Consider the following 11,707-nt stretch of genomic DNA (forward strand, 5'->3'; position numbering starts at 1 on the left):
CAGGTGTCTACCAAACAGGGGTCAGGTCCGTCGTCGGTTTTGCAGATGTGAAGCACTCCCCTAAGTCACAAACTCTGGTGTAGTTTTACTGCTTCTACAAAAAGGGTAAGTGCGCTTTTAGATTGTTTGAATTACTGGAGTTTGAACTCTACGAGGTCGACTTCGTCATCGGCAGCTAATCCGGGATAGTGAGTATCTAGCGCTTCCTGAAGCTCGGTGAGAGAACCAAAACCGTCATTTCTAGCTTGCTTTTCCGACAATTCACTTCGCTGGGTCGAGACAACGGACGTGACCTGTGCAGGAATGGTGACGACCTCTCCGGATTCTTTCTCGAAGACAATTTGGGCACTTCCTTCATGGAAAGGATCATCTACCCGGATGGTTTGTTGCTTTTCTCCGCTACGAATTGATTCCTCGTAGCCTTCCCACATGTAGATGCGCTGCTCTTGTTCCATATCTCGCCAGTTGAATGCGAAAGGCAAGAGTTCTTCTACGGTAAGTGCTTCAAGTCCATTGCTTCCGCGCACGATGCACCGAATGGACGGATCAACATCAAAAAGCACCTGGCGGCATTTACCGCAGGGAGGAATAACTTGACCAGTAGGTCCGTATACGGCGACTACTGCTTGGATTGGGTCCTCTGGATAACTAGCAGCATGGTTAGCTAAAGCCGAGACTTCCCCGCAAGGACCACCGAGGAAGTGGTGCGCGTTCAAACCGAGTACGTGTTTGCCTGATTTGGTGAGGAGTGCTGCGGCTACAGTGTGGTCTTCTCCGTCTTGAAAACGCTGTGCATGGGTGGTTGCTTTGGCTAGTAAATTTCGAAGTTCGTTGGTAATCACTCTTTAAGGGTAATAAATGCTAACGCGCTTTATCTATGCGAAGACAGAGATCGGGAACACCCCCCCGGATCATTTTCAGACAGGGACGAAAATAAGCCATACCGAAGCCAGCGACTAGTTCCACTGCCACAAGGGCAGAAGGAACGCAGATAAACATAGCCTGCCCCAGCATGGGGCTAGGAGTACGAATCCTGGGCTCCTTCAAGCGGAACTGCCAACAACGTAATGGGATTAGGCTGGGATCTGGCGCGGGTCAGGAGGCGCAGCAGGAGAGTTTGGAGACGTCGGTGGTGAAGGACTGTGCGGCGATTTTGATCCCTTCGGCCATGGTCAGGTATGGGCACCAGAGGTTCGCGACCTGGTCAACGGTCATGCCGGCCTCGAGGATGTAGACTCCGGCGGCGGCCAGGTCACCGGCCTCCTTGCCGACGGCGGTGATCCCCACAATCCGTCCGGTGTCGGCGTCGGCGACGATTTTGATGAAGCCGCGGGTGTCCCGGTTCACCAGTGCCCGGGGAACGTATTCCAGGGGCAGGACCCGGCATTCACACCGGATGCCCGCCTCGTTGGCTTCCTTGTCGGTCATGCCGACCGCGGCCAGTGACGGGCTGGTGAACGTCACGCGGGGCAGGTGCCGGTAGTCGACCTCGCGCCCGGCGTTGTTGAAGGCGTTCTCCACCATCAGGGTTCCGTGGGCGGACGCGACGTAGACGAATTCTCGGTGCCCGGTCACATCCCCTGCGGCCCAGATCCTGGGGTTGGAGCTGGCGAGTGTGCTCTCGACCAGGATCTGGCCGGTGTCGCCGGTCTTGACGCCGACGGCGTCCAGGTTCAGTCCGTCGGTGACGGCGCGTCGGCCGGTGGCTACCAGCAGCTTTGCGGCGCGGAATTCCTCCTGGCCCCCGGCGACCGTGGCGGTGACAAGGACCTCTGCGCCGGCGGGATCTGTGCGGACCGAAGTTACGGCTGCGCGGCGGACCACGCGGATGCCCTCGTCGGCGAAGACGCCCATCAGCGCACGGGAGGCTTCCGGTTCCTCGTGCGAGGCAAGCCTGGAGCGGACCAGCAAGGTCACTTTGGATCCGAGGCGGGCAAAAAGCTGCGCCTGCTCCAGGGCCACGTACCCGCCGCCGAAGACGATCAGGGACTCGGGCACCTCGTTCAGTTCCATGGCGGTGGTCGAGGTCAGGTAGTTGACTTCATCCAGTCCCGGCACCGGGGGTGCCCACGGGGTCGAACCGGTCGCGACCAGATAATGGGCGGCGGTCAGGGAGTCGCGGGTGCCGTCGGGTCCGGTGATTTCCAGGACCGGTTCCTCCGGGGTGCCGGCGAACACCGCGGTGCCCTGGCGCAGGTCCCATCCGTAGTCGGCGGCCAGATCCACGTATTTATCCGAGCGCATTCCCTCGACCAGGGAGCGTTTCCCGTCTATCAGTACACCCATGTCCACCGGGGCGGCGGAAGTGCTGATCCCGGGGAACCTTCCGGTCGCATCCACAGCGACATGCCGGGCTTCGGCGGCGGCCAGCAGGGCTTTGGAGGGAACGCACCCGGTGTTCACACAGGTCCCGCCCACCGTGGAGCGTTCGATCATCACGACCCGATTGCCCAGCTTGGTGGCCCGGATGGCGGCGGCGAAGGCGCCGCCTCCGGAACCGATCACGGCTAAATCAAAATCTGGTGCTGCCTCAGGCATTAGTCCTCCTTGGAGTCTCGAATGAACACCCCGGGGGCGTTCCTTTTTGCATGCTGTCCCCAGTCTGCACCTTCCCCTGCACGGGAAGGTCAAGAACGGGAGCGAAGAGATCGGTGTTGCTACGGAAGTGTTGTGTCAAGAAATTCCTTCAGGGCATCGGCCTTCATGGGCCGGGAATCGGCCCGGCCCAGGATGTCACCGTCAGGTGCGATGACGACGGTACTGTCCAGGGATGTGACCGCGTACTTTTGGGTGAGTTCCCCGGTCCGGTCGACAACGAAGGGGTATCCGGGTGTGCCGGCCATTTCGCGGAACTGGTCCACTTGGGTTTTTGTGGTCTCCGGCGTCACGTCCACGGCGACGAAGTCTGCCTTATCGGCATATTCCTGTTCCAGTTCCTTCATCGCTTCTGCCTGCGGAACGCAGGTATAGCACCAGCTCGCCATGAAATACAGCACTGTCGGGCGGGTGGAAGGGACGGTGAGGGCCTTGCCGTCCACAGATGTGATCTCGATCCTGTCCACGTTGTTTGCGCCCGCTGGCCCGGCGGCGGGAGCGGTTTCGCTCCCGCGGTTCAACGCAGTGAGGGCCAGGACCAGGATGAGGGCCGCGGCCGCTACGACGGCAGTAATGGTGAAGATCCGCCGGTGGTTTCTGGTCGTTGTCATGGGTTTCCTTTCTGGTTGGTGCGCCCTGGCGCCGTGTCGGGAAGAAGATGTTCCGGGCCGCAGCACGCTTCGGTGCTGTCGCTGCTCTCAGCCCCATCCGTGATTGCGCTGTTGTCCTGTGCCTTGCTTTTACTGCGGCGCCGCAGGGCCAGGGCCGCGGCGGCGAGGACGGCGGCCACCGCGGTGAGGGTGATGATGGGCCAGTTGCCCGAGATGAAACCGGACAGCGCCACGCTGGCTTCGGTGACCGTCCCGCCCATGATCTCCCCGGCCTGCCCGCCGGACAGGGCCGGAACCCAGTAGAGCAACAGGTAGATCCCTGCGAGGATAAGCGCGGCTCCGCCGAGACGATTAACAAACGGCAGGATCCTTCGGACGTGGCGTGCCAGGACGTCCCGCGCTACCGCTGCACCGAGGGACAGAAGGACCAGCACCACCGAGGAGCCCAAGGCGTAGGCGGCGAAGACCGCCAGCAGCCCGGCCAGGCTCCCGGTGGACACAGCCTGGGCGACAACAGCCAGCAGCAGGGCCAGGCTGCAAGAGAGCGCAGCCACCGCATAGGCCACCCCGTAGCCAAAGACCGCCCTGAGGCCCGAACTGGTCCCGTCCGTCTTCAGAATCCGGGGCAGGTTCAACCTCGCCCCGGGCAGCTGCCATCCGAACACCATGCCAAGGCCGGCAACCACAATAACCGCTCCGATCAGCGCCGCCGCCCAGGGAAGCGCCGACGCCACCGACCGCAGGCCTACAGCGGCGAGCAGGCCGGCCGTAACAAAGACAGTGGCGAAACCGGCGCTGAGGGCAACCCCGGCCTGAAGACCTGCAAGCAACGGCCGCTTCCGTCCCGCACCGGGGCCTGAACCAATGAAATACGCCAGATAGGTTGGCAGCATCGCAAACCCGCATGGATTCACCGTGGCAAGCATTCCGGTCAGAAAGGCCAGACCCAAAACACCCGTCATCCCTGTGACCCCGCATCCTCAGAAGCACCGGCCCGGGACTGCCCGGACCGCTCCTGCTCCGACGATGAATGAGGTGTTGGAGTAGAACCCGCGGACAGGCTGGCCCCCGGGCGGGAACGGGCGCAACAATCCGTCCCCGGGCTGCCCCGACGCTGCGCCCGCAGGAGCAGGGCCCCCGCGGCAAGGGCTGCGGCGGCAATGAACCAGAGGTTGCCGGCCATTGCGCCGGCCGCGGCGAAAACACCGGCTGCAGCCGTCAGAACGGGTACCCCGCAGCACACCAGCGCCACCATCACAACACCAAGGAAGGACAGCAGAGTGCCTGCCGCAAGCACCAGGCCAGAGCGCTTCCGGCCCTTCACTTTTATTGACATGATCATCCCTTCATATGTCCGGCTCGTGTCCGGAACCCCGACAGGGGACCCCAACACGAAACCGGACGGCCAGTAGTACGTCACACCCCATTATCAACCTTCCACTAAGGGGGAAGGTCAAGCTGGCGACGGGACCTGTTGGTTTGCGGGTGCCGATGCGGAACGTTCCAGTACGATGGAAGGGTCATATGCGATTTTTTGGAACGAGATGAGGACCCGAAATGCGAATCGGTGAAGTTGCTGATGCTGCCGGTATAACAACCAAGACGATCAGGTTCTATGAGGACCGGGGCCTGCTCCCACCGGCTGAGCGCTCGGCCAACGGCTATCGTGACTACACCCACGACACCCTCAGCCGCCTCGAATTCATTCGCCGCAGCCAAATCGCCGGGCTGACCCTGGCGCAGATCCAGGGCATTCTGCGGATCCGCGATAGCGGTTTGACGCCTTGCACCCACGTACGGGATGTCCTGGGGAAACAGTTGCAGGACCTGGACCGGAAAATCGCGGAGCTCACCGCGCTCCGGGTGACCGTGGCCGAACAATATGCAACCGCCGAGGTGGCCGACCCTCAGCGCTGCGATGCTGAACAAATCTGCAGTTACATCTGAGCCCGCCGCAGGCTAAGGGGCTTCACTGAGCCGGCTCCCGCCGCGGCCAGTGCCGTCCGCAGTTACGCAGCACCCGGCTCCACGGCACGGAAGACCTCCGTGCCCGCGGCGTCCAGGATTACAGCGGTGCTTACCTGGTTTATCCGGTAGGCGGTGATGAGCCGCGTATCGGCATCAGAGGCAAAGGCCAGGGATGACGCCCCATTTCCGGCCAGGAATTCCCTGATTTCATCGGCCGTCTCGTAGGACGCGATGTCCACCGCGACATAGTTCACGGCAGCAGGAGAGCTTCGCTGGACCTTGGCAAGCACCCGGGCTCCCGGCTCGAGGGTCAAGCCCCATGGTGATGCCGTGGCCCGGCGAGTGAGCGAGGTCAGGCCGGTTGGCGGCGGCTTTCGGTGGGAATGATCTGGGGTAGGAACCGGACGTAGAGGATCATGCTCTGATTCTTATTCTCTCCGAGACAGATAACACTTGCAAAAGTTGATTACACCCCACTTTTACAATAAGGTACATGTTTGAATTTCGCGTATATTCGCCGACTTTAAAGACAACGTTCTTCTACGGTAGGGAGCCAAGCTTTGAGCAGGCCTGGGACAAGGCCGTGGTCTACATTTTGAATGATGCCCGTTGGAAAGACCAAAGCAATATCATTGATGCCATAGCTGCAACGGAGACAAAGTCAGAACATGCCACAAATGGGTGGATAGACGTCAGCCTTGGCCGGAATATGCAAAATGTTTACGAGCAACACGAAGTTGCGGTCATGATTGATAAAACTGCACGTGTCATGAACAATTTAGGACACTGAGTTAAGTCGGTTAGGGTACACCACGTTACGAGATAATCTTCCAACTCTTGCTCAAGCAGTCAGTCCGGTAGAAGTGATAACTCACGTCCCCTCTACCAACCGCAGTCCCGGACGCGACCGTGGGGCACTTGCTAGTGCCCTCAATTCTGCTCTCGGTCATATATCCGAAATCGTCTCACACCAGCGGCTTTAGAATCTTCAGGTGATAACACCGGCGCGTCCCACACAATAAGCCCAGATCGTTTTTCAGTGATAGATCCTGCTGCAGTCGCCGGTCGGCACGTGCTGCTAGTGGAGGACACTTGGGTCAGCGGAGCCAGTGCGCAATCAGAAGCGGTATCTCTGCACCGAGCAGGCGATCACCATGTCACTGTCATGTGTATCGCCAGGATGCTGAAAGCCAAGTGGGAAGACGGGACTTACTTGGCATCTCAATACGCCACCTTGCTGCCTCCACAGCAAGACACTACAGTTTTCAATCCTTAAACAAGGAGATCTGAACATACTTTTAGACGGCGCTGTTGCAAAGTTGGGCCAGGGCACGGTGTTTACCTACGGGCACCCGAACCCAGACGCGGTGATCGTCAGCCGGATATTCGAGACAGCTTAAGCACCCCGGAGCAAGGACAACTAATGTCTTGAGGGTAGGCTTTTCGACCCTGGCCCAACTTTGCAACAGCACCGCGTAGGTAAAATAACGGGTTAAGTGACAATTTTCGATTATGTGACCTTGGATGACTGTGTCGTTTTGAGGAGTCGTCTGCACGGATTTCAGAAGTCCTCTGTACTATCGCCATCCACTCCGGAGAGGCCGCGGGCGTTCGTCCACTTCATCTGGAACGCGACTCGACAGAGCGCATTCAATCGGATGGTCTTTTTCTCCCTGCGAAGGATGGGGGCACTTTAGGGTGCCAGGGTGTTGACCAGATCGAGGAATTCCTCAGCGTAGGCAATTTGCTTGCGTAGCTTTTCGTAGCGGGTGCGCGTCTCCTCACGAATGTCGGCAAGGGTGGCCTTGGCATTACTCCGTGCCTGCTGTGCGGTATCACTTTCCTGCCCGCCATCTGAACTATGAAGAATCTCCGCAGCTTCCAGGAATTCTCGCATCTGATCCAGAGTAAACCCCAGCGGTTTCATCCGTCGCACCAGCAAAACACGACGTACATCAGCCTCACTATAAAGCCTGAACCCACCAGGGCTACGCCCCGATGGGGTAATCAGGCCGACGTTGTCATAATAACGCAAGGTGGGAATCGACAACCCCGTCTGGTCAACGACCTCGCCGATCTTGAAATTACTGTTTTGCATTGCCTGTTCTCCTTCACGGTGATGTTGCCCACGGGTTCCTGTGCCTGGGTTGGCGGTTGAGTAAAACTCCCGCTACCATGACCACCATCACCAAACCTAAAGTTACTAGAGGGTTGGATTCCTTTCGGGCGTTCGCCCAGTTACCTATCCCCTCAAAGATTGGACATCTATGACTGAAACTAGCACGGCGGCCCCCCGCCCCCTCCTGAGTCCAGACGGCGCTGATGCCCCTACCGGGATCATCGCATCCTTCCGTTACGCATTTTCTTCCCCCGCCCGTATCCGTATAGAGATTCTGGCCGGACTGGCGGTATCCCTGGCGCTGATCCCTGAGGCCATTGCCTTTTCCATCCTTGCCGGTGTTGACCCAGCCATGGGTCTGTTTTCCTCGGTAGTCATGGCCATTGCGATCGCCTTTACCGGTGGCCGCCCGGCAATGACCACCGGCGCCACCGGGGCTATTGCCCTAGTCATTGCTCCTGTGGCGCGTGGTTACGGGATGGATTATTTCATCGCCACCGTCTTGTTGGGCGGTGTCCTACAAATCGTGCTCGGCGCCCTCGGTGTGGCGAAACTTCAGCGTTTTATCCCCCGATCGGTGATGCTGGGTTTCGTCAATGCACTGGGCATTATGATTTTCACCGCCCAACTCGAACACCTCATTGATGTGCCTTGGATGGTCTACCCACTCGTCGGCTTGGGTGTGGTGATCATGATTTTCTTCCCCAAGCTCACCAGTGTGATCCCCGCCCCGCTGGTCACGATTATCGTGCTCACCGGTTTGGTCATTGCCGCCGGTTTGACTGTCCCGACGGTCTCGGACATGGGCAAGATGCCGGAGACCTTACCGTCCCTGTTTATTCCGAACGTGCCGTGGACGTTGGAGACCCTGCAGATCATCGCGCCTTATGCCCTGGCCATGGCCGTGGTCGGTCTCATGGAATCGTTGATGACCGCCAAGCTCGTCGATGACATCACCGACACTCATTCCGATAAAACTCGTGAATCCTGGGGACAGGGGGTGGCTAATATTGCCTCCGGTTTCTTCGGCGGCATGGGTGGCTGCGCGATGATCGGTCAAACCATGATCAACGTCCGCGAATCCGGGGCACGTACCCGCCTATCCACCCTGTTAGCCGGTGTGTTCCTGCTGGTCCTGGTCCTGGCACTGGGCGACATCGTTGGCATGATCCCGATGGCTGCGCTGGTGGCAATCATGATCATGGTCTCGGTCGGCACCATCGACTGGCACTCGGTGCATCCACGCACCCTTAAACTCATGCCGGTCTCTGAGACCATTGTTATGGCCGTGACGATTATTGCCACCCTAGCCACCAGCAACCTGGCCATTGGTGTGGTGCTGGGTGTGGTCACCGCGATGATCATGTTCGCCCGTCGGATGGCACATATCGCTTCCATTGAAAAGGTCTCCGAGATCGACGGCGACGGCGATGGCGAGATTGATACTCGTACCTACCGGGTGCATGGCCAGTTGTTTTGGGCATCAAGCAATGACCTGGTTTATCGCTTTGATTACACCGATTCTGCCCGTCATATCACTATTGATCTCACTGAGGCGGAGATCTGGGATGCCTCCACGGTCGCGACCTTTGACGCGATTACGCAGAAGTTCCAGGACAGAGGCAAAACCGTGTCCATTATCGGGCTCGACGGTCCCAGTCAGGACCGGCTGAACCGACTGTCTGGCCGGCTTGGCACCGGCCACTAACATCCCCCGACTCGAGCACATCGACTTGGCGCCCCAACTTATAACCGGGGCGCCAGTTTATTGGTGCTGTTGCACAGTTGGGGCAGTAGGAAGAGTGACGTGAAATAGTCACAGCCATGGGTATCTTCTCCGGTCGTCATTTCCCCCGTGACATCATTCTATGGGCAGTGCGGTGGTACTGCCGCTACGGGGTGAGCTACCGCGATCTGGAGGAAATGATGACTTCAGCGGGGCGTGCCGGTCGATCACACCACGATCTACCGCTGGGTCCAGAAATACGCCCCTGAGCTGGACAAGCAAACACGGTGGTACCGGCAGGTACCTGACTGCCAGGCCAGTTCCTGGCGGGTCGATGAGACCTATATCCGAGTCGGCGGCAGGTGATGCTACCTCTATCGGGCGATCACCGCCGGTGGCCAGACCGGTATAGGATAGTCGCTTTATAGGTCCATGCTGATTCGCGCTCTGGGGTACACCCATCTGTACGCGCTGACCTGCGGCGTTGTGGGTTGTGCCGAGCGTGCTGCCGGAGTCCCTTTCAGTGTCCCTGGGGTAGGAGCGGCCGCATGAAGGTGCGCTCGTACCGCAGGACGCACTCGGACTCGTCTCGAATCCGGTCAGCGGCGATGAAGTCCGAGTGGGTGCCGAACAAGGTGCGGTACTGCTCGTAGGCAGCCAGGCTGGGGAAGCTGAACAGGGATTCCGCACGGTCACTCACACCTTCCGCGGGTAGGTAGTACCCGTGGTGGGTGCCGCCGTGTTCGTCGACATGCCGCATCCAAGCGCGGGCGAACTGTTCAAAGGCTGCGATCTGGTCGGGGTCGATGGTGTAGTGGACGACACAGGTGATCACATCCACAACGCTAGGCCCACAGGCGCTCATTGGGGAGCCTTTGTCTGTGCGCCTCGTGGTGCAGCACACCAATCTGCCTGGTTTACCTGCGGAAATGCGTCAGTTCGCCAAGTTGGCGCCGAGTTCAACGGTGAGAACTCCGACGGCGATGAGGAGGATGCCGAGGGCCATGGTTCGGGTGAGGGGTTCGTGGAAGATGACCCGGGCGAGGATCGCGGTGAGAGCTACGCCGGATGCTGCCCAGATGCCGTAGGCGACGCCAAGGGCCATGCCGTCGGCCAAGGCGAGACTTAAGGCGACGAACGCCACGAGATACCCCGCGATGACGCCGATGAACCATTTCTTCACCCGGCCACCGTCGGAGGCTCGTAGCGACATGGTCGCGACGACTTCGGACAAGATGGCGCCTGCGAGGAAGATCCATCTCATGAGTTGACTCCTGCTTCCTGGGCTGCGGTTTGCTGAGCTTTCTGGGAGCCGAGTTCGACGGTGAGGACACCGCTGATGATCGCAACCATTCCAAGACCCATCACAGCGGTCAGAGGTTCACCGAAAATCGCGGCGGATAGCACGGCGGCGAGCACGACCCCGCTGGCTCCCCAGATGCCATAGGCGACGCCGATCTGCATTCCTTCGCGCAGGCAGAAGGTGAGGAAGACGAAAGTGCCGATGTATCCGGCAGCAACCACGATGTACCAGGATGGGTGATTGAGCGCCGCCTTGAGAGACAGCGTCGCCGCCACTTCGGTAGTGATGGCGCCAGCGAGCAGGAACCACTGCTTCATGGGGTTGTTCCTTCGATCAGGGAGCGAATGCTGGAGACGACGGCTTCGAGATCCGCGCCGTGGAGGGTGGACACACCTGTGGCCTGGGCGCCCCAGAGTCCGTCGGCGGCGAGTCGGGCGGTGGTCAGCCTGGCTCGGGTGGCGGCGTCGAGATCGTCCGGGAGTTCGAGCCAGCGGCCCATCCGCGTAGTCCACGGTTCGGTGAGTTCGGGCCGATACGTCGCTTGGCCCCAGATGATGAACTCGGCGCGCTTGGCGGCCCCGTGGGCGGCGACGTGAACGTAGCTCAGGAGCCGCTCGGTGGCGTTGGCGTTCTCGAGGGGCTTGCCAAGGGTGGCAGTCATGTCGTTCTCGACGTTGGCCGCAGCGTGGTCGACGATCGCGGCGAGCAGTACGTCGCGGTTGCGGAAGTGATATAGCAATCCCGGTTTGGTGAGCCCGGCCTCGTGGGCCACTGCGTCAAGGGTAATGTCGCCACCCTCCGCTGCGTTCATGACGCGGAGGGCAGCTTCCAGGATCTCGGAGCGCTGACTGGTTCGCATATAGCTAACTTTACCATTTGGTAGGTGAAGCCTTCAACTGCGGGCGCTGGTAGGGGCACCTGGGGTACACCCTAGTTTTACGGGCATCCATGCCAGCAAGTTGCGCGTAAAATAGGGTAGATTCAGGAATTGTTTTACAGATGTACAGCAGGGTCTAGGCCTTAGGTTTACAGAGAGTGGTGGTTGTGGTGTTGTCGCCGGATGGTTTCCATGTTGAAAGTCATATTGACGCAGTGCCTGCGTTGGCGCGGGTGAAAAAACTGCATGGTGGGTTGTCGTCGGGGCAGCAGGCGTTGGGCAGGATTGTGCAATCTTTGCTTGCTGACGCTGATGGTCTCGACGGTGTTCAGCTGTATGCCCTCTCGGATGCAATCGAGTCGTATCGTGATGCGGTCATTGCCCAGGAGAATGCTGCCTTTAACCCTTCGCGGGGCGAAGACTAATGGCCAAAAGCTCTGGTTCGCGTGGGCAGCGGGTGGGCTATATCCGTGTCTCCACGGTGGAGCAGAATAATCAGCGCCAGAAA

At 59.5% G+C, this 11,707-nt stretch carries 15 protein-coding genes and 3 pseudogenes; 7 read left to right on the forward strand and 11 right to left on the reverse strand.

What is annotated here, in order from left to right; all coding sequences use genetic code 11:
- Nucleotides 1-131 precede the first annotated feature (131 nt).
- The 5 genes from HMPREF2604_RS05355 to HMPREF2604_RS05375 form a co-directional block, all read right to left on the reverse strand.
- Complete coding sequence (locus tag HMPREF2604_RS05355) at nucleotides 132-842, reverse strand: ASCH domain-containing protein (RefSeq protein WP_070523555.1); 711 nt, start codon at nucleotides 840-842, stop codon at nucleotides 132-134.
- A 253-nt stretch (nucleotides 843-1,095) separates the two neighbouring features.
- Nucleotides 1,096-2,538, reverse strand: a complete 1,443-nt coding sequence (gene merA, locus HMPREF2604_RS05360) for a mercury(II) reductase (RefSeq protein WP_005532160.1) — start codon at nucleotides 2,536-2,538, stop codon at nucleotides 1,096-1,098.
- A gap of 119 nt (nucleotides 2,539-2,657) precedes the next feature.
- On the reverse strand, nucleotides 2,658-3,206 hold the full coding sequence (locus tag HMPREF2604_RS05365; protein ID WP_014316113.1) for a TlpA family protein disulfide reductase: 549 nt from the start codon (nucleotides 3,204-3,206) through the stop codon (nucleotides 2,658-2,660).
- Entirely contained in the window at nucleotides 3,203-4,168 is a 966-nt protein-coding gene (locus HMPREF2604_RS05370) for a cytochrome c biogenesis CcdA family protein (protein ID WP_005532162.1), read from the reverse strand. The genes HMPREF2604_RS05365 and HMPREF2604_RS05370 overlap by 4 nt, the downstream gene beginning before the upstream one ends.
- Nucleotides 4,165-4,542 carry a hypothetical protein gene (locus tag HMPREF2604_RS05375; RefSeq protein WP_044055145.1) on the reverse strand — a complete coding sequence of 126 codons (378 nt, stop codon included), beginning with the start codon at nucleotides 4,540-4,542 and terminating at the stop codon, nucleotides 4,165-4,167. The genes HMPREF2604_RS05370 and HMPREF2604_RS05375 overlap by 4 nt, the downstream gene beginning before the upstream one ends.
- Nucleotides 4,543-4,769: 227 nt before the next feature.
- Between HMPREF2604_RS05375 and HMPREF2604_RS05380 the strand changes: the two genes are divergently transcribed.
- Nucleotides 4,770-5,153, forward strand: a complete 384-nt coding sequence (locus tag HMPREF2604_RS05380) for a heavy metal-responsive transcriptional regulator (RefSeq protein ID WP_369815758.1) — start codon at nucleotides 4,770-4,772, stop codon at nucleotides 5,151-5,153.
- Between the two features lie 62 nt (nucleotides 5,154-5,215).
- Here the strand turns inward: HMPREF2604_RS05380 and HMPREF2604_RS05385 are convergent, their stop codons facing one another.
- Entirely contained in the window at nucleotides 5,216-5,488 is a 273-nt protein-coding gene (locus HMPREF2604_RS05385) for an alkyl hydroperoxide reductase (RefSeq protein WP_070523552.1), read from the reverse strand.
- Between the two features lie 179 nt (nucleotides 5,489-5,667).
- Between HMPREF2604_RS05385 and HMPREF2604_RS05390 the strand changes: the two genes are divergently transcribed.
- Both HMPREF2604_RS05390 and HMPREF2604_RS14085 read left to right on the forward strand, forming a co-directional pair.
- Nucleotides 5,668-5,964 carry a hypothetical protein gene (locus tag HMPREF2604_RS05390; protein ID WP_005531125.1) on the forward strand — a complete coding sequence of 99 codons (297 nt, stop codon included), beginning with the start codon at nucleotides 5,668-5,670 and terminating at the stop codon, nucleotides 5,962-5,964.
- Between the two features lie 532 nt (nucleotides 5,965-6,496).
- A pseudogene (locus HMPREF2604_RS14085) lies at nucleotides 6,497-6,574 on the forward strand (IS6 family transposase); the annotation flags it as partial.
- Between the two features lie 293 nt (nucleotides 6,575-6,867).
- On the opposite strand, the gene HMPREF2604_RS05395 reads toward HMPREF2604_RS14085, so the two are convergent.
- Nucleotides 6,868-7,272 carry a MerR family transcriptional regulator gene (locus HMPREF2604_RS05395; protein WP_034664654.1) on the reverse strand — a complete coding sequence of 135 codons (405 nt, stop codon included), beginning with the start codon at nucleotides 7,270-7,272 and terminating at the stop codon, nucleotides 6,868-6,870.
- A 169-nt stretch (nucleotides 7,273-7,441) separates the two neighbouring features.
- On the opposite strand from HMPREF2604_RS05395, the gene HMPREF2604_RS05400 reads away from it, so the two are divergent.
- Together HMPREF2604_RS05400 and HMPREF2604_RS13900 are read left to right on the forward strand one after the other, a co-directional pair.
- The gene (locus HMPREF2604_RS05400) at nucleotides 7,442-9,001 is read left to right on the forward strand and encodes a SulP family inorganic anion transporter (protein WP_035009418.1); all 1,560 of its coding nucleotides are present in this window, start codon (nucleotides 7,442-7,444) and stop codon (nucleotides 8,999-9,001) included.
- Nucleotides 9,002-9,117: 116 nt separating this feature from the next.
- Nucleotides 9,118-9,382, forward strand: a pseudogene (locus HMPREF2604_RS13900) (IS6 family transposase); the annotation flags it as partial.
- A 157-nt stretch (nucleotides 9,383-9,539) separates the two neighbouring features.
- On the opposite strand, the gene HMPREF2604_RS05405 reads toward HMPREF2604_RS13900, so the two are convergent.
- The 4 genes from HMPREF2604_RS05405 to HMPREF2604_RS05420 form a co-directional block, all read right to left on the reverse strand.
- On the reverse strand, nucleotides 9,540-9,854 hold the full coding sequence (locus HMPREF2604_RS05405; protein ID WP_174232238.1) for an NIPSNAP family protein: 315 nt from the start codon (nucleotides 9,852-9,854) through the stop codon (nucleotides 9,540-9,542).
- Between the two features lie 99 nt (nucleotides 9,855-9,953).
- Nucleotides 9,954-10,283, reverse strand: coding sequence for a DMT family transporter (locus HMPREF2604_RS05410; RefSeq protein WP_003849969.1), 330 nt, complete (start codon nucleotides 10,281-10,283; stop codon nucleotides 9,954-9,956).
- Nucleotides 10,280-10,639 (reverse strand): DMT family transporter, encoded by a 360-nt coding sequence (locus tag HMPREF2604_RS05415; RefSeq protein ID WP_048733039.1) that lies wholly within the window; start codon nucleotides 10,637-10,639, stop codon nucleotides 10,280-10,282. Before HMPREF2604_RS05415 ends, HMPREF2604_RS05410 begins: the two co-directional genes overlap by 4 nt.
- Nucleotides 10,636-11,181, reverse strand: a complete 546-nt coding sequence (locus HMPREF2604_RS05420; protein ID WP_034666346.1) for a TetR/AcrR family transcriptional regulator — start codon at nucleotides 11,179-11,181, stop codon at nucleotides 10,636-10,638. The genes HMPREF2604_RS05415 and HMPREF2604_RS05420 overlap by 4 nt, the downstream gene beginning before the upstream one ends.
- A 176-nt stretch (nucleotides 11,182-11,357) precedes the next feature.
- Here HMPREF2604_RS05420 and HMPREF2604_RS05425 point away from each other — a divergent pair, with 176 nt between their 5' ends.
- The gene (locus tag HMPREF2604_RS05425) at nucleotides 11,358-11,624 is read left to right on the forward strand and encodes a hypothetical protein (protein ID WP_070563912.1); all 267 of its coding nucleotides are present in this window, start codon (nucleotides 11,358-11,360) and stop codon (nucleotides 11,622-11,624) included.
- A pseudogene (locus HMPREF2604_RS14495) lies at nucleotides 11,624-11,707 on the forward strand (recombinase family protein); the annotation flags it as partial. The gene HMPREF2604_RS05425 and the pseudogene HMPREF2604_RS14495, both read left to right, overlap by 1 nt.

The sequence above is a fragment of the Corynebacterium sp. HMSC055A01 genome, from assembly GCF_001809405.1.
GTDB classification, from domain to species: domain Bacteria; phylum Actinomycetota; class Actinomycetes; order Mycobacteriales; family Mycobacteriaceae; genus Corynebacterium; species Corynebacterium hesseae.